The sequence below is a fragment of the Mycobacterium sp. OAE908 genome, assembly GCF_017872775.1.
Classification (GTDB): Bacteria; Actinomycetota; Actinomycetes; order Mycobacteriales; family Mycobacteriaceae; genus Mycobacterium.
On the sequence record NZ_JAGGJL010000004.1, the window covers coordinates 55,628 to 76,740 of the forward strand.

Sequence of the window (21,113 nt, forward strand, 5' to 3'; positions counted from 1 at the left end):
CGAAGGGATGCCCCCATGGCCGACTACACGAAGCGTGACGCCCGCGCCTGGGCACGCGAACACCTGATCGGGTGTTCGGGAGTCACCCACCCCTCATTCAGTCTGGATTTGGCGAAGGTCAATGACAAGGGCATTGCCCACGACATCGATCTGCTGATGGAGTTGGGCTTTCAATACACCTTGCTGGTATCGGAAGTGGCGATCACCCCTGACGAGTACGCTCGATTCACCGCCGTGTCCCGTGAGACGGCCGGCGACAAACTCGGGTTGTTCTTCCACGCGGCGTTCGACACTCTCGCCGAGAACATCGAAGCAGTCCGACTCGCCGAGAGGGCCGGCGCCGACCTCGCCCTGCTGGCATATCCCGCACAGTTCTGGCCGACCACAGAGCAGGAAATCTACGACTACACGAAGGCCTTCTGCGAGGCCACCAACCTCGGGGTGATGCTTTTTCCCATTCCGCTGTGGGGTTTCGAGCGAGTACACCCCGCGGGCATGTCGGTCGACTCGGTCCGCCACATCCTGGACACCATTCCCAACATCGTGGCCATCAAGTCCGAGCAGGGCTATCCGCTGCCTGCGGGCATCTGCGAGATGTACCACCATTTCCGCGATGAGGTCGTCATCAGCTGCCCGATCGAATCGGACGCGATCCCGCTGATGAGCCTGATGGACCTGCAGTTCTCGGGAACCAGCAACACCCAGTGGATGGGCGACTACTACCCCCGCGCATTCGCGCTCGCCCGCCAGGGCGATTGGCCGGCGGCGATGGAGCTCTACTGGCAGGTTCACCCTGCCCGATTGGCCAATAGTGCTGGCGCCCAGAGCTATATCTCGGGCACCAACGTGATACACCGCAGTCTGTGGAAATACCAGGACTGGCTCGCCGGGTTCAACGGCGGTCCGCTCCGAGGCCCTGTGCAGCGCGTGCCCGACCGTCTGATGGGCATGCTGCGGCGCGGCCTGCACGACTCTGGTCTTCCGGTGACCGACGATCCTGACAGCGAGTACCTGATCGGCAGAAACCCCGCGTGACTGAAGCGGAGTTCCCCACCCAGTTGTACATAGCGGGTCAGTGGCGCGCGGCCGCTGACGATGCGATGATGCAGGTCATCGATCCTGCCACCGAGCAAGTGATCACCACGGTGGCCAGTGCGACGGTGGACGATGCGATTGCGGCAGTCGATGCAGCCTCCGCGGCTGCTTCCGGGTGGGCCGCCACCGCCCCCCGAGAGCGTGGCGAAATCCTCCGCCGTGCTTTTGAACTCATGGGACAGCGGTCCGAATCGCTGGCGCGGCTGATCGTGCTGGAAAGCGGTAAAGCACTGGCCGAAGCCCGGGCGGAAGTGGGCTATGCCGCCGAGTTCCTGCGGTGGTATTCCGAGGAATCGGTGCGCATCCTCGGTGATCTCGGCACGGCGCCGGGCGGCACCAACCGCATCCTCACGCTGCGCCAGCCGATTGGAGTGTCGGTTTTCGTCACCCCGTGGAACTTCCCGGCGGCGATGGCGACCCGTAAGATCGGGCCCGCGTTGGCCGCGGGGTGCACCACCGTGCTAAAGCCGGCTCCCGAAACTCCGCTTACCGCATTGGTTTTGGCAGGTCTGTTCGAGGAGGCGGGTCTGCCCGCCGGCGTGCTCAACGTGCTTCCCACGCTGCACGCCGGCTGGGTCGTGGACGCCATGCTGGCCGACCCGCGCGTGCGCAAACTGTCGTTCACCGGCTCCACGCAAGTCGGCCGCCTTCTGCTTGCCCAGGCATCGCGGCATGTTGTGAAGTGTTCGATGGAACTTGGCGGCAACGCACCATTCATTGTGTGTGACGACGCTGACCTTGACCTCGCGGTGTCCAGCGCCGTGACAGCCAAGCTGCGCAACGGCGGCGAATCGTGCACCGCCGCCAACCGGTTTTACGTGCAGGAGTCCGTCGCCGACCAGTTCGCCAAGCGGTTCGCCGAGGCGATGGCAGAAGTGCGACTTGGGCCGGGGTGCGAAGACGGCGTCGAGTTGGGCCCGCTGATCAATGCTTCTGCACGGGCCAAGGTTTCCAAACTCGTCGGGGATGCGCTGGACGATGGCGCGCAACTCCTCATCGGTGGTCGCGCCCCCGAGCGGCCCGGATACTTTTATGAGCCGACGGTGCTCACCGGCGTCGCTGCGCACTCACGCATCGTGCACGAAGAAATCTTCGGGCCCGTGGCGCCAATCGTGGCGTTCACCAACATCGATGAGGTCATAGCGCTGGCTAACGCGACCGACTACGGCCTGGTGTCCTTCATTCACTCGGGTGATCTCGCCACGTCGTTGAGTATCGCTGAGCGTCTCGAGTCGGGCATGGTGGGAATCAACCGCGGGGTGGTGTCGGATCCCGCCGCACCGTTCGGCGGTTGGAAGCAGAGCGGGCTTGGCCGCGAAGGCGGACACGACGGGCTGCTCGAATACCTGGAGACCAAGTACATCGCCGCGACCTGGTAGCACGCACAACGGGAACCTCGTCAAACGCAAGTTAACCCGAGGCCCTCTGAAACACCTGTCATGACAGCGGCGTTCGGTACCGACTCAGAGTCGGTGCTAGATCGCCGTGGTTCGGTGGCGGCGTCGTGGAGCAGGCGGCGAAGCCATCGGTGACCTGGATCCGCGTTGTTGACCGGGTGCCACCACATCGATTCGATCAGCGGCGGCGTGTCGAGCGGGATCGAAAGAATACGCAGCGACGCCGCGTCTTGGAAGCGCTCAGCCAGCCGTCGCGGTAGCAGCGCCACACGGCGGGTACCGGTGAGCAGGAACGGCGTGGCGACGAACCCGTCGACAACAGTGGCGCTGCGGTCAAAACCCAGGATGGCGAGTTGACGATCAGCGTAGGTGAAAGTGCGCTCACTGTCGAAGGTGCTGATTCGCGGACATCCGCGCACCGCCTCCAGTGACACGTCGGTGCCGATCTGATCGTTGCCCGCCCAGGCCGCCAGCGCCCACACGTCGCGGAACAGTTCTGCATGCGGGTAGCCGTCGACGAATCCTGTTGGCAGTAAAGCGATGTCCACGCCGCGCATCCGGGTTTCCAGATCATCGACGGTGTGCACGCCGACGTTCTCAAATCGCAACCGAACGTTCGGAGCGTACTTCTCTGCCAGGTTGAGCAACCGACTACCGAGTATGACCTGAGCGTAATCTGAAGCAATCAACCGAAACTCGCGATCCGATTGAGCTGCCTCAAACTCCGGCTGATTGTCGAATGTGTGCTGTACGGCGCGCACCGCGACCTCTACCTGCGAGCGCAGAGTCAGCGCCAGAGGTGTTAGCACATACCGAAGTCCCTGCCGCTCGAGCAGCTGATCGTTGAAGTGTCGGCGAAGCTTGCCCAGTGAGGCACTCATCGCCGGCTGGCTCACACACAGCCGCTCGGCGGCCCGGGTGACGTTGCGCTCCCGCAGCAGCGCATCCAGTGCGGGCAGCAGGTTCAGGTCGATGTTCTGCAGGTTTCTGCCCATCATGAAAACCTCCGCGAGCTCAAATAGTGGAGATGGCACCGCCATCGATGACCAACGTCTGGCCCGTCACATAGGCGGCACCCGGGCTGGCCAGGAACGCCACCACCGTCGCCACGTCCTCCGGCGTCCCGCCACGGCCCAGCGGTATCCGATCGGGGCCAGCGCCGAGCATCTGTTCGTGAGCGTGGCGTGTCAACGGGCCGGAGGGCGTGTCAGACCCCAAAATCTGGGCGCTGCTGGCGAAGAAGTCGCTGTAGATGAGGCCGGGCGCGACGGCGTTGACTCGGATGTTCATCGGCGCAAGTTCCACGGCGACCTGACGGGTAAGACCGATGATCGCCGCTTTGCTTGCGGCATAGGCCGTTCCGCCACCTCCGGCAATATAGCCCGCGACAGACGATAGGTTTACGATGGCGCCGCCATTGTTGGCCATCGCCGGCACGGCGGCGCGGATGAACATGAATGTCGCGGTGACGTTGACGCCCATCACCTTGGTCCACAGATTGTCGCTCGTTTCCATGCACGGGGCGTTGGTGTCGAAGATTCCTGCATTGTTGACGAGGACGTCAAGGCTGCCGAAGAGATGCAATGCCGTCTGCACGGCGTCGAAAGCAACGGCGGGCTCCGAAACGTCACCAGTGATCGCTTCGGCGCGACCGCCCTCATTCTCGATGAGTTTCTTTGTCTCCGTTGCTCGTTCACCGTCGTAATCAACGATGAGAACCGCCGTTTCGCGGGCCGCGAACTCCAGTGCGATCGCACGACCCATTCCGCTGCCTGCTCCGGTGACGATTGCCGCCTGCTCCGTGTTACCCATGATTGGTCATGGCTCCTTTGTGGTTGACGGGCGCCCATTGTGTGCCTCGGGGCCGAAAGGTGTTGCCAGCCAGGCTGAGATGGTCTCGGGCACCTGCCAGGACAGCGCCTCCAAGCCGAGGGCGTCCAGCTGTATGCGGTGGCCCAGGCGTAGCGATTCCACCTCGAGTCGCTCACCGTTTCGGGTTAGCAGCTTGCGGACCTTCACGCCGGTGAACTCATTGACGATCGTGGTTTCGGACAGCACTTCGGTGTGGGGCTCGTCGAGTGGATGCACGATCTGTTCTCCGCAGGTCAGAAGATGATGCGTAGATGGGGCGTATCCAGCACGGTTTGATGGAGCCGCACGCGCCGGTGGGCCAATAGCCATGAATCACCGTTGGGTACCAAGACGTCATCGCGGTCGGCGGTAATCAGCACCGCGGGGTCGGACTGACGCGAAAAGCTGACGAGCTCCTTGGCCGACACCCTCACAACGCCCTCACCCGGCGTCTGCGTGGCCCGGATATTGGTGAGAAACCGGTTAACGCGCTGAAGCGGGTTTTCTCCCCAGGCGTATTCGAAGAGACCCGGGTCGTGGCGGCGGAACCAATATTCCAGCGACGACCTCGTCTCGATGGCCACGAATCCCTTGTCGGCGTACGCGCCGCGTGTCGGGTCATCGCGGGTAATCGGGATTGGTACCTCGTAACGGAAGTCATCGGTGATGCACCGAGCCCAGTCGGAATAACGCCATTGGTCAAGAAGTTCGGCCTCATCTATGAGGAATTTCGAAATGGCCCAAAGGGTTTCGGCGCTTACCCACGTGTCAGCTGTGCGTTCTGTTGTTGTCATAGCGACGTGCTCCTCAGACTGACTGGGCGGACGGGTTGCCATCTCGCATGAGTTCATGCCAGCGGCGGTGCAGGGCGAGCAAGCCGACCTCGGAGTGATCGGCCGCGTACACTTTGCCCGGCCACGGCGATTGCAGGGGCGGGTCTCCAAGAACCGCCTCATACACCAACTCCTGCTGGCGGCTGATCGACCCACGGTTCGTTTCGGCCATGCCGACCCAGTTCTGTAGGTCATCCGTTTCGAACAGGCCGCCGAATCCAAGCGTGCGCACGACCGCCGCGTGGCTTTGCCGTTTCCATTCCTCGGGAGCGTCTTTGGGGACCAGCGACCACATGGTGAGCTCCGTGCGGTCTGCGCTGATCGGCTGCCATTGGCGCACATGGAGCGAGCGGATCGGCGGCTGGTTTGGCTCGGGCGGGCTGAGCGCCGCGAGAAACGAAAAGTTGGGGAACACATTGCCGTGGGCGACGGCCAGTCCGCTGTTTACCGCCAGCTGATCGTCGCTGAGGTTGGAAGCAAACAGGCCCCACAATTCGGGCGGATAGCCGAGAAGGGTGGGCTTTTCGAACTCGATCGGCAGCTTTTGGATGCGGATGCAGTGCCCGTTGCCTGCGTCGACGCAGTAGACGAAGTTGCCCGACGCGAGCGGGCCCAACTTGGCTGTTTCTTCGGGGTTGCCGAACACGCCTAGCTCGACTGCGCTGTGGTGGGTGGTGCCGACGTGGTAAGCGTCTCCGCCGTAATTCTCGGCACCGACCTTCCAGTTGGAGCGCAGGATGCCGCGCGTTGGCGCCCCGACCACCTCCATGGGAGCCTTGCCGAAGTACGCCTTCAGATACCAGCCCAGGTCGCCGAGGTAGTCCTGCAGGGACGGTGCATCCGGGTTGAAAGTCGCGAAGATCAGTCCGGCGAAAGAGTCGACCCGAGCGCCCGCGAGACCGTGCGCCTTTCGGTCGAACTGCGCGGGATACACGGCGCGCAGCTCTGGAACGCCGCGCAGCTCACCCTTGTTCGAGAAAGTCCAGCCGTGGTAGCTGCAGCGGAAATGCGAGGTGTTGCCCAAGTCCGCGCGGCACAGCTGCCCGCCGCGGTGCGTACAGGTATTGAGGAAGACCCGCGGCTGACCTGCTTCGTCCCGTGTGACGATGACCGCCTCGGCACCCATCGTGCGGGTGACATAGTCACCCTTTTGCTCGAGCTCGCTCTCATGGGCAACGAACAGCCAGGAGGTCTTGAAGATCTTCTCGAGCTCGTCGTCGAAAATCGCAGGGTCCCAAAAACCATGCCTGTCGATCGCCTCGACTGTCGATGACTCCGGTGTCATTGGTCCCTCCTCGCCCGGCAACGCCGGCTGCTGACTGGTGTTGGGGCGGTTCGTGGCCGCCGTTTGGTTCGGACTGGCGTGTGACCGTGCTCGCGCTCGGTGTGGCTGTGTGACTGCGCTCTCAACCTTCGTCGCACGCCGTCACGCAGACGACCGGGATAACACTGAAGTCACTACGTATTTCTGCCGTACGTAGTCGCCGCCGTGAATGCCAAAGGCAACTCGGCACGACAAGTACCGAACGCCCAACCGGCAGGGTGGAACGTCAGACAGCCGCGGCGGCCTCAGCGATGGCCGCCTTGGCCAGCGAATTCGTCGGCGACCCAATCGGCGACGAAGTTGCGGACGTGCGGAAAATGGTCGAGCCCGATGTGCTCGGCGCCGCCCTCGTCGGGGTGAATATCCGCAGCTGTCGCTTCGGGGTTGCAACGGCCTGTTCGTAGGATCGGTGCGCGTATTCGACCGGTATCTGCCGGTCGTTGCTGCCGTGGCAAATGAGAAACGGGATGGTGATCTTCTCGACCACCCCGTCGAGGTGTACCCGTCGGCATAAGCGATGAAGCGGTCGAGGTCGTCGAACCCCCAGACCCACAGCACGTGATCCCAGTAGTGCGGGACGGGCCGTTCACCCTCACGCTGTAGCCGTCGGCGTTGAACCGCGCCCCAGTTGTGGTTCGCGCCCCAGGCGACAACCAAGGAAAGTCGCTTTTCGAACGCGGCAGCGCGCGGCGCGTAGTAACCGCCCAGCGACCACCCCGCCAGGCCTATGCGCAACGCGTCGACGTCGTCGCGGGATTCCAGGTAGTCGACGCACGCTGCGGCCCAACCCTCGGTTTCGATGCGCGCGGTCAGCCCGCCCACCCTCAGCGCCTCACCGCTGCCGGGTGCGTCGACCATCAGTGTGGACACGCCGCGGGCGGCCAATTCGACCGAGATGCCCGAGGCGTATTGGTGTTCCTTGGTGCTGTCCAGCCCGTTCCACATGATGAGCACTGGAGTGGGCCGCCGATCGACGGCGGGCGCTTTAGTGAAGTACGTGGGCAGCGTGGTGTCTTCGAACGGAAACTCTACCCGAGTTGTTCGAGGGTCGAGATGCTCAAATGCCTTCTGTTGCAGCCGAAGTACTCGCGATAGCTGTCGAGGCGGGTGGGCTCGGCCGCACTTTGCATGCGCTCAGCGTTACAGAGATTCGTGGATGCGCGGGCGTACAGCTGACCGGCGGTGCGGAAGTGGCCCTGCCTTTCGGCGTCCTCAGCTTGTTCGACCAATCTGTCGGTCAGCGCCGTCCACGCCGCAAGCAGCTGCGTGGTTCCCTCGTCGGCGCCTTTGGTCGCGGCGGCGCGGATCGGCCGGCAAGCCCGATCTACTTCGTAGATGAGCCCACCGCAGTTGAGCACACCCGCAGCGGCGTAACTCCAGATGTAATTACCCGGGAAGTACTCGAACATCGATGCCTTTCGAGCGAAAAAAAGCTTTGTCACTGGTGGTCTCGAGTGTTCTGTCGTTCGGCCGCGATTGCGCCATTCCGACTACACCATTCCCACATCGATCGACACGGGGTGGAATTGGCGGGTGTGGGTTAGTGATGGTGAGAGTTGGACAGGACGGCAACTCATATTGGCGGGGCGATAAACAGACCCTTGTCGGGGTCGTTGAACGTCTTTTGCGCGACCAATTCATCGATCGGATTAGCGGTGCCCCACTGGTCGGAGACCTCGGGGTTAGAGAAGTCGTAGAGATGCGGATGCCAGGTGTCCTCGTCGATCAGCTCGAGCTCCGTGGTGTATTCGACGGTGTTGCCATGCGGATCCAGGAAGTAAGAGAACGTGTTGTCGCCGGCCTGATGCCGGCCCGGCCCCCAAACCTTCTCGACGCCGGCGCGTAGGAGCCGGCCGGTTCCGCGCATGTATTCGTCGATTCCACGCATCTCGAAGGAGGCGTGATGCAGTGATGCGTGCGGGCAGCGGCAGATCGCCACACTGTGATGTTGCGCGTTGATCCGCATGAACCACATCATGTCGCCCATCCTGGGGTGGGTGAGGGTGTCGGTGAGCCGGAAGCCGAGATGGCGTTCGTAGAAGCTGCGCGTCGCGTCCGGATCGGCTGAGTTGATGACCACGTGTGACAGGCGCACCGGAATCGACTCTCCCGCTTCGATCTTTCGATGCGTCCGCGTTTGAACGTCGCTACTGACCTCGATGGTGCGGCCCTCGTTGTCGAAGAATCGAAAGCCATATCCGCCCCCTGGCGTCTGCAAGACGTCCGGTTCGCTGATCAGTTGCACGCCCGCCGTGGCCAGCCGTGTGGCGAGGCTGTCGACATCAGCGGGGCTGGCGGCGCCGAAGGCGATCAGGTCGATCCGCTTGTCGTTTGACTGGCGCAACCGGATGACGTACTGCTCGGGTGAGCCTTCGGCGGCGAGGAAGGCGATGTCAGTACCGGTGTGCTCTTCTTTCAATCCCCATGTGCTGGTGTAAAACTCGCGCTGGCGGCCCAGATCGGGGACTGCCAGATCGACATGGCGCAGATGGGTGAGGAGGCGGTCGGACATGGAACTCTTCTCCTTGAGTTACTTGACAGCGATGGGGGCTGTCGGGGCGCCCACTGCTCCGGTGACAGGCAAAGGGGCTGCGGTGAGCCAGAACTCGTAGACGCCGTCTTCCGCGCAGTCGGCACCCAGAGCATCGAGATCCCACAGCTCACCGATGAACAGACCCATGTGCGGGATTACGACTTGGTGAAGTGGTTGGAAGGCGTTGTCGAATTCGTTGGGACGCACCTCAAATCCCCAGGTGTCGGTTGCGATCCCGGCTATCTCGGTCTTGTGTAGCCAGCCGGCTGTGGTGAATGAAAGGCCCGGGGCAGGACCACCGGCGTAGTCGCCCCAGCCGTCGCGGCGCACTCGCGTCAATTGCCCTGTGCGCACCAACAACAGGTCGCCGCGACCAACCCTCGAGTTTTCTCCCTGAGCGTCGATTGTGGATTGCAGGTGCTCAACGGTAATGGCAAAGCCGTCGGGCAGCTCGCCGTCCGAGCTCAGTGCCCGACCGACGTCAAGCAGAACGCCGCGGCCTGCGATCAGGCCGGCGGTCGTCTCGATGCCGGTGACCTTGTCACCCTCGCTCGTCACGACGTCGCCGGCGCGACGACCGTTATACGCATAGCCGTGATCGAAGATATGCCCCAGCCCGTCCCACTGCGTCGACGCCTGCAGCGGCATGAACACCACATCGTCTGCGCCGCCAATGCCGTGGGGCAATCCCTGTGTGGCACGTTCTGCGTCATAGCCGGTGTCGAGCATGGTGTGCACTGGATTACAGCGTCTGCGCCAACCTTTTTGGGGTCCGTTGTTATCAAACGTCTGGGCTAGGGAGAAGCTGATGCCGCGGCGCACCAAGCCCGCCCCCTCACGACGTTTGGTGGCATCGATGAAGTTCAGTGTTCCCAGGACGTCGTCTGTGCCCCACCGCCCCCAGTTAGAACAACGTTTGGCCGCTTCCGCGACGGCTGCCTCGGGATCGGTGCGGTCCAACGCCGAGACGACCGAGGGCTGTTGCGTCATATCGCATTCCTTACTCACGATGCTGCAACTGTCGGCCCGAACAGCCCTTTCTGAGAAGCCGAAGTTGGTGATGCCCGATATCACTGGCACGGATTCGGCTGTTTTGTACGGCCGAATTCAATAGCGCGAACGGCGACTACTGGTGGGGGTGATGCTCCGCATCACCATCACGAATTTTCCGATCGCGGCCCAGACACATAATCGTGGAAAGACGCGTATGTCCGTTGACAAGAGGAGTGAGGATGAGGTTCGCTCGGCATCTGACGACTGACGGCCCAAAGCTGGCCGTGCTCGACGATGCGGGCGTACTCGTCGACCTACCGACTGATGCCGTCTTGCCGCAATTACTTTCGCACGACGGAAAGCTGACGGACATGGCCGATCGAGCTCTACGTAGCAGAACCTCGGTTACCGAGTTCGACCAGGCAAAGCTGCTGGCTCCGCTAGACCCGCCGACGATTCGCGACTTTTCCACCTTCCCCGAGCACACGGCGGGAATAGTCAAGGCAATTGATCCGGACGCCGGTGTGCCTCCGGAGTTTTGGGAGATTCCGACCTTTTACTTCTCAAACCCGTACGCGATCGTGGGTCCCTACGACGACGTACCAATTCCTCCGGGTTGCAAGGAATTCGACTATGAACTTGAAGTGGCGGCGGTGGTCGGCAAGGCGGGTCGCGACCTCACTGCGGAAGACGGCGAAAGCCACATCGCCGGTTTTGTTGTCCTCAACGACTTCTCGGCGCGCGACATCCAATTTCATGAAATGCGTTTGCGGCTGGGGCCGGCGAAGGGCAAGGACACCGCGACTGCTCTCGGCACGTTGTTCGTCACTGCGGATGAACTTCAAGACCGCCGCGCCGGACCTTCTTATCGCCTCGGCATGCGGGTCCACGTCAACGGACGTCTCCTGGGGCAGGATTCGCTGCAGAACATGGCGTGGAGCTTCGGCGCATTGGCGGCCTACGCCTCACGAGGAACCTGGATCCGGCCCGGTGACCTTCTAGGGTCAGGAACTTGCCAAAGTGGTTGCCTGGCCGAGATGTGGGGCCGACACGGTAGGGACTACCACCGCCCGCTGCAGCCTGGCGACGAGATCGTCACCGAGGTGGAACTCCTCGGCCAGACACGAAACCGGGTAGTCACCGGCCAAGTCGCCCGCCCCGTCCGCCCCTGGCCTCAGCGGTGAGCGGCACTTCGGCGGAGCCAGCGCGGCCGTCGCGTTGATTGCCGGGCTTGTCGCTATTCCATAGGATGACTGACGAGCGGTTTCCAGGCAGACCTCCGGCCTGTCGCGCCGAGCTGTGAGCAGGGAGTGTCGATGTCGAACGCAGCAAAGACACCCGCTCGGCGCGGACGGCCCCGCAGGGTTGACCGTGCCCGCATCATCGAAGCCGCAAGGGCGCTCGATCCGGACACCCTTACGATGCAAGCGGTGGCGGACGAAATCGGGGTCGACCGCAAAACCCTGCACTATCACGTCAGTGATCGAACTACGTTGTTGCAGATGGTTGCAGCCGACACCTTCCGTCGGGCTGTGGCAAACCGGGCGCTCACTCAGGCGTCCGACTGGCGAGAGGCGCTTCAATCCTTCGGCGACGTCACCCGTCAGGCAGTTATCGCCGCCGGAGCCTGGGCAAGTTACGTCAACTTCGAGTCCACGGAGGATCTGGAAGCGGCCCAGCCGGCCGAGGCTGTCGTTAAGGCTCTTATCAAGGCGGGGATTAGTGAGCTGCAGGCTGGACGTGTTGTGGCGACGGTCGCCGTACTTGCATTTGCTTCAGCGCGTGACCACGCGGCATCAAACGGTGGGCAGCATCCGCAGGATGCGGTTCTCGCCGAAGCCCTCAAACATGCTCCGCTCGACGAGTTTGCACTTCTCCGGCGCCTCATCGGAGGGCGCTTCCCGTCGTTGGGAAGTGAGGAGCAGTTTCAATTTGAGTTACAGCTTCTGATACTTGGGGTCGAACGCCTGCTCGAAATGGCTCAGGCCTAACCTTCGCAGCAATGCCACGTGTTTTGGCAAGCCACACCAACGAGTCGGGGTTGATACCACCGGAGATCAGCCGTCGCTTTGAATGTTCACACGCCGGCCAACCTGCTAACGGAGGTCAGCTGCGACGGCGTCCTCGCCGATCAAGACTCGAAACGCACCGCGCACGAGTCCATTTGCAATCTGGCGAGCAGCATCCTCGGGCATTACACACCCGGCAGCAGTCGCAGCGTCCCCCGTGGGCAAATCTCCAACCTCGACGCCCGAGTTTCTTGCGATGTCGGTGAGAACCGCGCCGGGAATGATCTCGGTCACCGTGACGGTGGTGTCCCGTAGCTCAGCATGCAGAGCATCAGTGAACAGTTTCACAGCGCTCTTGCTCGCGCAGTAGGCGGCTTGGCCGGGTGATGGCATGAGCGCGCCCGCGCTGATCACGTTCACGAGAGCGGCTGCGGGACGCGACAACAGTTGTGGGAGGAAGGCTTTCGTCATATAGACCGTGCCCCAGTAGTTCACCGCCATCACCTCCGCCATCTCTTCGGTCGACAGATCCAACACCGGCGCGAAACGATGAATGATTCCGGCAACGTTGATGAGCCCGTCGACCCGACCATGCTCTCTCCGAACTTGGTCGGACAACGCAGCAACCCCGCGCTCGCTGGAGACGTCGGTCGAATGGAGGGATAGTCGGTCGACGGATGACTTCGCCTTCCCCTTCAGGTTCGTCAGCGCGACGCCGTCGCAATCTACCGCCGCGACTCGGCCTCCCCTACGAAGGAGTTCGAGTACGACTTCGCGGCCGATACCGTGTCCCGCTCCGCTAACGACGAAGAGGTTTCCTGCAACATCCATCCCTAACCCCATTCAAATGTGCCCAGGACCCGGCTTTCAGACCCTTCGAACCAAGATCTGGGCTTCTCACCGTGTCTGAACCTTCAACCGGACCTAACGCACCTCTATTTTTTCCCGCCGCGGTGATAATATAGCGTCGTAAAGAGGGTCCTGCAAGACGGACCAACCGCTGCGCGAAAGAACCTGTAGCTCAGCGTTTTTCCCGTTGCGTGAAGTTGTCCGTTCCAACCCACCGCCTGCGGGCACAGTCAATGCCCACCTTCGCCGCACAGCCCACTTTTCGCAACTTCTGAAGGGATCCGATGTTCAACTTCGCAGTTAACCTCGTCACCGACGCCCGCGGGATGCCCATCCGGCGACCGCGGCATAGCTACACCCGGTACATCATCTGGCTGACGGTCCTGAGCACGGCCCTTGCGTGCATAGGCGGCGCACTTTCAGGAGTGGCGTTACCGAACCAAGTTCAAGATATCGTTGGCGCGCAGTGGTTTACGGGGGCTGACGCCAAAGTGGATCATCAACAGTTGGAGCTCTTGCAGCAGAAGGTCGACGCAGGCGCGGCCTCGCCGACCTCAGAGGAGCATCGGCAACTCGAACTCCTGGACGGCTTCAATAGCGAACGTGCACAGGCTCTTACACTGATCAGTTTCATAGGCGCGGCCCTCGTCACGGTGATCGGCCCGCTGGTGGGGATTCTCGCTGACTCCACGCGAAGTCGGCTCGGTCGCCGCGCCCCATGGATTGTTTCGGGCACGTTGACAGCCGCTTTCTTGTTGGTCGCCTTGCGCTTCGCTTCATCGATTGCAGCGCTCGCGGTTGTTCACACGCTTATGCTGGTCGGAGCCAACGCCGCCCTGACAGCGTTGAACGCGACACTGGCCGACCGGGTTACCGAGGAGAAGAGAGCGCACGCCTCTGCATTCAGCGGGTTCGGCACTTTCCTCGGGAGTCTTCTGGGGGGCCTGTCCGCTGGGCTGCTCTTCACGGCGCTCGGGCTGGACTTCTATTATCTGCTCGCGATCGTTGTCGCGGTGAGCGGGCTACTGTTTGTCGCCCTCGCGCCAGACGACTCGTCTCGCCACAAGATCGTCCCTCAGCTGAGTTGCAGATCCGTGTTCCAGGGTCTCACCGAGGCTCTCCGACTCCGAAACTTCCGGTGGCTCTTCGTATCCCGCGCCCTATTGATGCTCGGATTCTCGGTCCCTGCCGCTCTCAACTTCTTCATGCTGCAGAGTTACGTAGAACCGGCCCTCAGCCAGGCCGAAGCGACCGCAATGGCGCCAGTAGTAGCGCTGATTGGCACTCCGTTAACGCTTCTCGCCCTGTTGATTGTCGGTGTCGCCTCAGACCGTCTTCGCCGGCGGAAGCCCTTTGTCGTTCTCGCCTCCGTGATCATGGCCCTCTCCATGACCGTTCCCATCGCCGTGCCGAGCGTAGTGGGAATTCTGATCCAAACTGCGCTGTCGTTCATAGCTTTTGGCGTGTACTTGCCGGCAAGCCAAGCGCTTTTCATCGAGTGTCTTCCGGACACGCTCAATGCTGGACGCGATCTCGGGATAGCCGGCTTGGCGTCAAACATTGGCAATGCGCTTGGGCCCGTGTTCGCAGGCGGCATCGTCGTCGCCGCCGGCGGATATAGCGGAGTGTGGATCGCCGGGGCTGGCATCGCGATACTGTCCGGCGTGGCGCTGCTGGGACTCCGAAACCTTGCGTAAAACCGCGACGCAGGCGGCAGAACACTCTGATCTTCAGGCTCGGTTGACACCAGCGGCTGCGCCCAGAATACTTTTTCCCGAGACGGGGAAAATACGTGGCTACCCGGGCGCAACCTCACGCGATTGCCATCGCTCGCCACACCGGACTCAGCACTGAATGGAGAATGGTGACGACCCATCCACGAGACTCGACCGCAGAACTCCGGCGGGTCGATGATTTGATCGCGGGCATGACGCTAGAGCAGAAGGTTGCTCAGCTACAGTGCACCATTCTTCTGGATGGCAACCTCGAAGCCGGATTAGCGGAATTCCCTTACGGCGTTGGAGCTCTCGGCACGATAAGCACCGGGCAATCGGTGGTGACCGATGCAGACCGCTATGACGAGCTTCAGGACGTGATACGAGCTAAAACTGGCATTGGAATTCCGCCACTACTCCATGGGGAAGCGGTATCCGGGTGGACGGGCCATGACGGCACGATATTCCCATCAGCGATCGGGCTGGGCGCGACATGGAAGCCCGAGACGATTCGCTCGATCAGCTCGATGGCGCGGGATCAAATGCTTGCCGTCGGTGTGCGGCAGGCCCTTTCGCCAGTAATGGATGTCGCACGAGACCCGAGGTGGGGCCGGGTGGGCGAAACCTACGGTGAGGACCCTACCCTATGCGCGGCAATGAGTGTTTCTTTCGTAAAGGGCCTGCAGGGACCACAACTCAAGGAAGGTGTCGCCGCCACGGCCAAGCACTTCCTCGGGTTCGGCTTCTCCGCCGGCGGGCTCAATATGGCATCAAATCCTATCCCCCGACGGGAATTACGCGAGGTCTACGCCAAACCATTCCAGGCGGCCATCACAGAAGCGGGCCTAGCAGCGGTGATGAACTCGTACGGGTCAATAGACGGGGAGTTGATCGTCACTTCACCGCAGATACTTCATGATCTGCTGAGGGTGGAAATGGGCTTCGAGGGCCCGGTCGTGTCGGATTACATGTCTGTGAAACTTGCCGTAGAACTCAATGTCGCCTCCGATTCGGCCACCGCAGGCCTGCAAGCCCTCGATGCTGGGCTCGATGTTGAGTTGCCAACTCCTTACGGATACGGGCAGAGCATGATCGACGCAGTGCGACAGGGCCAGATCGACGAGCTCATCATCGACCGATCGCTGCGCCGTTGGCTGGCGCTGAAGAATCAACTGGGTCTGCTTGACGAGCACCGTGCTGTACGTGAGCTCATTCCTCATTGCTATTCCGCCGAATCCACGGCGGCGCTGGGACTAACCGCGGCGCGCGAATCGATCGTGCTGCTGAAGAATGAGGGAGTACTCCCCCTGGTCCGACGCCAGCAGAAGATCGCAGTCATCGGACCGCACGCAGACTCACTTCGCCTATTCTTTAGCTGTTACACCAAACCCGCTTCGATCGAACTGACCGTCGGTGGAACCATGTCGGAGCTTGCCGGCATGCTCGACGTACCCGGGATCGCGGGCAAAGATGCACCCAAGAGCCCGCTGTTCGAGGGTAGTAACGTCCGCACCGAAGCTCCTCAAGTAGAGGACGCGCTGCGAGAGATCTATGGGCACAAGACCAAATCAATTCTCGACGCCATTGAGTCGAAGTGTCCGTCCGCTGACGTCAGCTATCACAAGGGATGCGCCATTGCAGGCACCGATCGATCGGGTTTTGATGCTGCCTTTACTGCAGCGCTAGAAGCAGACGTGGTGATCGTGGCCGTCGGCGGGAAGTACGGCTGGGGAAGTTCATGTACCACCGGAGAAGGCATTGACTGCGCCGACGTCGGCCTTCCAGGGGTGCAGGAAGAGTTGGCGACGTTGATCGCCTCGACAGGTACACCTGCCGTTCTGGTCCATATGGACACCAAACCTCTTTCCAGCGAGACTATTTCGGCGCGGTACGCTGCGATCCTCGAATACTGGTTCCCGGGTGAGGCCGGCGGTGAGCCGTTGGCTGACGTTCTGTTCGGCGATTACAACCCCGCCGGACGGTTACCGATAACGGCCGTACGGCACAGCGGGCAGATCCCGCTTTACGCGGCGCACCGCAGGAGCGATGCAGATAGCAGCAGCGACACCATGATTCTCAACCGTTACGTCGACACCATGACGTCGCCATTGTTCGTCTTCGGCGAAGGGCGCAGTTACACCACCTTCGCGTATTCGAACCTGAACCTCACCGAGATCGTGCCCGCCGACGGTCAGGTGCATCTGTCATGCGATGTCACCAACACCGGAGACCGCGATGGTGACGAAGTCGTTCAAGTGTATGTCCGAGACGAACTGGCCAGCATGGTTCGCCCTACACAAGAACTCGCAGGATTCAAACGGGTCCACATCGCTGCGGGTGATTCGAAGACAATCCAATTCTCAATGCGCGCTGACCAGTTCGCGTTCCTCGACGTCGAGATGCGGTGGGTCGTCGAGGCAGGGGACATGACTGTGCGGGTCGGTTCCTCATCCACCGACATCCGGCTCACAGGAACATTCACGATTCAGAACACGAAGTTCATTGACGGAAAGACGCGAGGGTTCTTCGCCCATTCGGCTGTGGCGCAGCCGTGAGTATTGCCACCGCAGGCCGTTCACACGGTCACAACTCTTGATAACCGCCGGAAACAAAGACTGGACCCAAAATGACACGTTACAAAGTTCGCGGCGCCAAACGTTCTACTACGGTGCATAACTCGCCAATGCCGACGCATCCAATCTCCACACCGGGCACTGCCTTTGCAGCGATGGCGGCCCAAGTGCAACAAGGACGAGTCACGGCGGAAGCGGCCGCCAAGCAGTTGGTCGCTGAACTCAGCGATCACGAAATTCTATGGACCCTCGACGGTGATTCGACACAAGCCGCAGGTCTGCTCGAGATGAGTCGCCGCTACAACGGCACCCCAATCGCTGCCGGACGCAATGATCGACTGGGGATTCCCGGTATCCGCTTCGCTGACGGTCCGCGGGGGATAGTTCCCGGCAGCTGCACCGCCTTCCCTGTCCCCCTTGCTCGCGCTGCGTCGTGGGACATCGAGTTGGAGCGGCGTATCGGGGAAGCGATCGGCGCCGAAGCGCGCGCTCAAGGCGCCAACCTTTTCGCCGGCGTGTGCGTTAACGTCCCACCGTTTCCCGGGTGGGGCCGTTCGCAAGAATCCTACGGTGAGGATCCAGTGCTGACCGGTGCCATGGGCGCAGCCTTGGTCGAAGGCGTCCGACCGTGGGTTATGGCGTGTCTCAAGCATTTTGCGCTGAACTCGATGGAAGAGGCTCGGTTCACCGTCGACGTAAGCGTCTCCGAGAAAACACTCCACGAGGCATACCTGCCACACTTCCGTCGAGGAATCGAAGCGGGCGCCGATGCAGTGATGAGTTCCTATAATTCGGTCAACGGTGCCCCGGCGGGGCAGAACGCCCATCTGCTGACAACCGTGCTCCGGACCCTGTGGGGCTTCTCCGGATTCGTCATGACCGATTTCGTCTGGGGCCTACGCGATCCCGTCGGGTCGCTGGCAGCCGGGCAGGATCTCGAAATGCCCCTTCGTCAACAGCGGGCCCGAGAACTGCCGAGTGCATTAAGGGACGGCCGACTTGCTCGTGCTGACGCCGTCCGATCTGCCGAACGCATCATCGGTGCCCAATTACGTCTGGCAGCCAGGGCGCTTCCCGATCCCGACCCCGCAGTTGTCGCGTGCCCAGCACACCGGTCACTAGCCCGAGAAGCGGCCGCACGCGGGGCCGTACTGCTGAAGAACTCGGTCGTAGACGGGCGGCCGACGCTGCCGCTAACGCTTCAGGAGACCGACATTATCGCCGTTGTTGGCCCTCTTGCAGATACGGCGAATCTCGGTGACCACGGCTCATCGGATGTGCGACCACCATCTACATCCTCAGTGCTACAGGGCCTTCGAGAGCGGTTCGGCATCCGCGTGGTCCATGTCGATGAACCTGCCTCCGCGACAGCGACCGTGGCTTCGGCCTACACCGCGATCGTTGTAGTCGGTCTGGGGCCCGAGGACGAAGGTGAGGCAATCGTTACTTCCGATCCGGATGGCTTCTCGGTATTCGGTGGCATATTCAAGCGGCGATGGGTAGGCAGAATTGCAGCGTCCTGCATGAGGTATCTATCACGAGGTCTTGCGCTAGGTGGCGATCGTCGGGATCTTCATCTTTCTTCCGCCGATGTTGCACTCATCGAAGAAGTCGCTGCGCTCAACAAACGAACGGTTGTCGTCGTCATCGGCGGCGGGACGATCATGCCGGATCCCTGGGATGAGTCCGTTGCGGCGATTCTGTACGCGTGGTACCCCGGCATGGAGGGCGGACGGGCGATCGCCGATATTGTGGCTGGAGACGCAGAACCATCGGGCCGGCTCCCTATGGCGATTCCGCGGCACCGGTCCGACCTCCCGCAGGTGGATTGGCATGCTGCGTCAGTGCGATATCCGCGCTGGTTCGGTCAGCAACTGCTCGACCGTTCCCAGACACCCGCCGCATACCCGCTAGGGTTCGGCTTGGGCTACTCATCATTTGAAATCGAAGACGTGACAGTCGAATCGGTGCACGACGAGGACATCAGAGTGTCCACCACACTCGCCAATGTCGGTCAGCGTGCTGGACGACACGTCGTCCAAATCTACGCATGCCGAAACGCCCCCGGCGTGCCGCCCACTCGCGTCTTGATCGGTTTCGGCTGTGCAGAACTTGCCGCAGCACAACGGAGCAAGATTGAAGTCGCGGCAAGTCTGCGCCCCTTGCAGCACTGGACTGATTCGGGCTTCCATCTACCCGATGGAGAGTGGACCATCGAAGCGTCCGCGTTCGCCGGCGATTCCCGAGCAGCGCGAACCAGTGTGAAGTTCGGTTCCTACGAGCGCTGATTGTCAACGCTGGCGAACTCACCTGCCAACGTTGGGCCGCAGTGCGCGACGATATCGACCTCGAAGAACCCGGTTCCGCGACAACTCCATCGCCCGCTCTGCCGGCTTTGATCGAATTACGCAGCAGTGGTGAGGGTTTCGTCGTTGACACCCGGTACGTTGTTCTTGGCCTTACGGCCCTCAGACAAGGAACGATGCTGGCCGCACTCATCACCAGGAGTTCGGCACGCACTTTGGGAGCATTCTCCGAACTCCGACTCGTCGCGCCGCTCCAACCCGTCGAGCTGCTGCGCCATCGAGGCGCCAACCTACGTCCCGCACTGTGCATCCGCGGCTGCCCACGCCCTCTTCAGGACCTTCAACCGTGTCAGGAGTACTTCGCGGTGATCCCGGCCCGAAATCCATCGACAACCCCATTTCCCATGCCTGACCATAGCCACCATTTCGCGGGTGTTCTTATCTGAGGCACCCAGGGTGTTCTGCGGGCAGTCTTTGTGAGTATAGGAACATATTGACTGATTAGTTAGATGCTGCTTGAATGCGACAGTCGGCCGGGGACCGTCGGTAATCAAGAGCTCCAGAGAATCAGGTGACGTGTGAAGACTTCGATCTGCGAGATGCTCGACATCGAATTTCCCTTGCTGGCGTTCAGCCACTGCCGCGACGTAGTAGCCGCGGTGACCAAAGCGGGCGGCTTCGGTGTGCTCGGAGCGTCCTCGCACAGTCCTGAAGACCTCGAGCACGAATTGGCTTGGATCGACGACCAGGTCGGCGGAAGGCCCTACGGTGTCGACATCATCTGCCCGGAGAAGTTCGAGGGCAAGGGACTGGATCTTACTGGTGAACAAATCACCGCAATGGTGCCCGCCGAGCACCGAGAGTACGTCGGCAAGCTGCTGTCCGAACACGGAGTGAGCCTCGACGAGATCGGGACTGAGCCCTTCCAGATCTTTCGAGAAGTAACGGACACCGTCGGCGAGCAACTGCTGGACGTGTCCTTTCGCCATCCCATCAAGCTGATCGCCAATGCGCTCGGTGTTCCGCCGCAATTCATGATCGACCGCGCGAAGGCCGAGTGCGTGCCCGTCGCCGCCCTGGTCGGAGCGAAGGAGCACGCCATCAAGCAGGTGCACGCCGGTGTGGACATACTGGTGGTCCAGGGCACCGAAGCCGGCGGCCACTGCGGCGAGGTCACCACGATGGTCCTCGTCCCCGAAGTCATCGAGGCCATCCGACCGATCCGCGATGTTCCGGTGCTGGCAGCGGGAGGCATCGTCACGGGACGTCAAGTGGCCGCCTCCATCGCTTTGGGTGCGGCGGGCGCCTGGACCGGCTCCGTCTGGCTGACCACCGAGGAGGCCGAAACCGCCCCCCACACCGTGCAGAAGATGCTGGCCGCCTCGTCACGCGACACCATCCGGTCGGAAGGCCGTACCGGAAAGCCGTCACGGCAATTGAAATCGGCATGGACGGACGCGTGGACGATCGAGGCGAATGGGCCGGGTGCGCTACCGATGCCGTTGCAGTCGATCGTTTCCGAAATCGTGTTGCGTCGGCTCGACGTTCTCGCCGAGAAGGGCAACAAGGGAGCGCAGGAATTAGCCACCTATTGGGTAGGTCAAGGCGTGGGACTGATGAACAAGGTCAGGCCGG

The 21,113-nt window shown here is 61.8% G+C and carries 16 protein-coding genes and 1 pseudogene; 8 read left to right on the forward strand and 9 right to left on the reverse strand.

Annotated features, from left to right (window positions below; genetic code table 11):
- Positions 1-15: 15 nt before the first annotated feature.
- Positions 16-1,035, forward strand: coding sequence for a dihydrodipicolinate synthase family protein (locus tag J3E61_RS34065; protein ID WP_210087051.1), 1,020 nt, complete (start codon positions 16-18; stop codon positions 1,033-1,035).
- Positions 1,036-1,100: 65 nt separating this feature from the next.
- Positions 1,101-2,474 (forward strand): NAD-dependent succinate-semialdehyde dehydrogenase, encoded by a 1,374-nt coding sequence (locus J3E61_RS34070; RefSeq protein ID WP_210087069.1) that lies wholly within the window; start codon positions 1,101-1,103, stop codon positions 2,472-2,474.
- Between the two features lie 20 nt (positions 2,475-2,494).
- Here the strand turns inward: J3E61_RS34070 and J3E61_RS34075 are convergent, their stop codons facing one another.
- The 8 genes and pseudogenes from J3E61_RS34075 to J3E61_RS34110 form a co-directional block, all read right to left on the reverse strand.
- Complete coding sequence (locus J3E61_RS34075) at positions 2,495-3,490, reverse strand: LysR family transcriptional regulator (protein WP_210087052.1); 996 nt, start codon at positions 3,488-3,490, stop codon at positions 2,495-2,497.
- 16 nt (positions 3,491-3,506) lie between these two features.
- Positions 3,507-4,304 carry an SDR family oxidoreductase gene (locus tag J3E61_RS34080; RefSeq protein WP_210087053.1) on the reverse strand — a complete coding sequence of 266 codons (798 nt, stop codon included), beginning with the start codon at positions 4,302-4,304 and terminating at the stop codon, positions 3,507-3,509.
- Positions 4,305-4,310: 6 nt separating this feature from the next.
- Positions 4,311-4,550, reverse strand: coding sequence for a dihydrodiol dehydrogenase (locus J3E61_RS34085; protein ID WP_210087070.1), 240 nt, complete (start codon positions 4,548-4,550; stop codon positions 4,311-4,313).
- Positions 4,551-4,597: 47 nt separating this feature from the next.
- The gene (locus J3E61_RS34090; protein WP_210087054.1) at positions 4,598-5,179 is read right to left on the reverse strand and encodes a hypothetical protein; all 582 of its coding nucleotides are present in this window, start codon (positions 5,177-5,179) and stop codon (positions 4,598-4,600) included.
- Entirely contained in the window at positions 5,151-6,461 is a 1,311-nt protein-coding gene (locus J3E61_RS34095) for a Rieske 2Fe-2S domain-containing protein (RefSeq protein WP_210087055.1), read from the reverse strand. Before J3E61_RS34095 ends, J3E61_RS34090 begins: the two co-directional genes overlap by 29 nt.
- Positions 6,462-6,745: 284 nt before the next feature.
- Positions 6,746-7,909: pseudogene (locus J3E61_RS34100) on the reverse strand (prolyl oligopeptidase family serine peptidase).
- Between the two features lie 164 nt (positions 7,910-8,073).
- Positions 8,074-9,012, reverse strand: coding sequence for a VOC family protein (locus tag J3E61_RS34105; RefSeq protein ID WP_210087056.1), 939 nt, complete (start codon positions 9,010-9,012; stop codon positions 8,074-8,076).
- 18 nt (positions 9,013-9,030) lie between these two features.
- Positions 9,031-10,023 carry a cyclase family protein gene (locus J3E61_RS34110; protein WP_210087057.1) on the reverse strand — a complete coding sequence of 331 codons (993 nt, stop codon included), beginning with the start codon at positions 10,021-10,023 and terminating at the stop codon, positions 9,031-9,033.
- A gap of 287 nt (positions 10,024-10,310) precedes the next feature.
- On the opposite strand from J3E61_RS34110, the gene J3E61_RS34115 reads away from it, so the two are divergent.
- Positions 10,311-11,210, forward strand: coding sequence for a fumarylacetoacetate hydrolase family protein (locus J3E61_RS34115; RefSeq protein ID WP_210087058.1), 900 nt, complete (start codon positions 10,311-10,313; stop codon positions 11,208-11,210).
- Between the two features lie 132 nt (positions 11,211-11,342).
- Positions 11,343-12,017 carry a TetR/AcrR family transcriptional regulator C-terminal domain-containing protein gene (locus J3E61_RS34120; RefSeq protein ID WP_210087059.1) on the forward strand — a complete coding sequence of 225 codons (675 nt, stop codon included), beginning with the start codon at positions 11,343-11,345 and terminating at the stop codon, positions 12,015-12,017.
- Between the two features lie 105 nt (positions 12,018-12,122).
- On the opposite strand, the gene J3E61_RS34125 is transcribed toward J3E61_RS34120, so the two are convergent.
- Positions 12,123-12,866: an SDR family NAD(P)-dependent oxidoreductase gene (locus tag J3E61_RS34125; protein WP_210087060.1), complete on the reverse strand. Its 744-nt coding sequence runs from the start codon at positions 12,864-12,866 to the stop codon at positions 12,123-12,125.
- Between the two features lie 302 nt (positions 12,867-13,168).
- Between J3E61_RS34125 and J3E61_RS34130 the strand changes: the two genes are divergently transcribed.
- The 4 genes from J3E61_RS34130 to J3E61_RS34145 all read left to right on the forward strand — a co-directional run.
- Positions 13,169-14,581, forward strand: a complete 1,413-nt coding sequence (locus J3E61_RS34130; protein WP_210087061.1) for an MFS transporter — start codon at positions 13,169-13,171, stop codon at positions 14,579-14,581.
- Between the two features lie 95 nt (positions 14,582-14,676).
- Positions 14,677-17,154 (forward strand): glycoside hydrolase family 3 C-terminal domain-containing protein, encoded by a 2,478-nt coding sequence (locus tag J3E61_RS34135; protein WP_210087062.1) that lies wholly within the window; start codon positions 14,677-14,679, stop codon positions 17,152-17,154.
- Between the two features lie 173 nt (positions 17,155-17,327).
- Positions 17,328-19,460 (forward strand): glycoside hydrolase family 3 C-terminal domain-containing protein, encoded by a 2,133-nt coding sequence (locus J3E61_RS34140; protein ID WP_210087071.1) that lies wholly within the window; start codon positions 17,328-17,330, stop codon positions 19,458-19,460.
- A gap of 596 nt (positions 19,461-20,056) precedes the next feature.
- Positions 20,057-21,113, forward strand: a 1,057-nt coding sequence (locus tag J3E61_RS34145) for a nitronate monooxygenase (RefSeq protein ID WP_210087063.1), incomplete at its 3' end; no start/stop codon positions are given.

Excerpts from the sequence above, each read along its gene's own strand:
- J3E61_RS34065 (WP_210087051.1), top strand. The coding sequence starts at position 16 with ATGGCCGACTACACGAAGCGTGACGCCCGCGCCTGGGCACGCGAACAC.
- J3E61_RS34070 (WP_210087069.1), top strand. The coding sequence starts at position 1,101 with ATGATGCAGGTCATCGATCCTGCCACCGAGCAAGTGATCACCACGGTG.
- J3E61_RS34075 (WP_210087052.1), bottom strand. The coding sequence starts at position 3,490 with ATGATGGGCAGAAACCTGCAGAACATCGACCTGAACCTGCTGCCCGCA.
- J3E61_RS34080 (WP_210087053.1), bottom strand. The coding sequence starts at position 4,304 with ATGGGTAACACGGAGCAGGCGGCAATCGTCACCGGAGCAGGCAGCGGA.
- J3E61_RS34090 (WP_210087054.1), bottom strand. The coding sequence starts at position 5,179 with ATGGCAACCCGTCCGCCCAGTCAGTCTGAGGAGCACGTCGCTATGACA.
- J3E61_RS34095 (WP_210087055.1), bottom strand. The coding sequence starts at position 6,461 with ATGACACCGGAGTCATCGACAGTCGAGGCGATCGACAGGCATGGTTTT.
- J3E61_RS34105 (WP_210087056.1), bottom strand. The coding sequence starts at position 9,012 with ATGTCCGACCGCCTCCTCACCCATCTGCGCCATGTCGATCTGGCAGTC.
- J3E61_RS34110 (WP_210087057.1), bottom strand. The coding sequence starts at position 10,023 with ATGACGCAACAGCCCTCGGTCGTCTCGGCGTTGGACCGCACCGATCCC.
- J3E61_RS34120 (WP_210087059.1), top strand. The coding sequence starts at position 11,343 with ATGTCGAACGCAGCAAAGACACCCGCTCGGCGCGGACGGCCCCGCAGG.
- J3E61_RS34125 (WP_210087060.1), bottom strand. The coding sequence starts at position 12,866 with ATGGATGTTGCAGGAAACCTCTTCGTCGTTAGCGGAGCGGGACACGGT.
- J3E61_RS34130 (WP_210087061.1), top strand. The coding sequence starts at position 13,169 with ATGTTCAACTTCGCAGTTAACCTCGTCACCGACGCCCGCGGGATGCCC.
- J3E61_RS34140 (WP_210087071.1), top strand. The coding sequence starts at position 17,328 with ATGGCGGCCCAAGTGCAACAAGGACGAGTCACGGCGGAAGCGGCCGCC.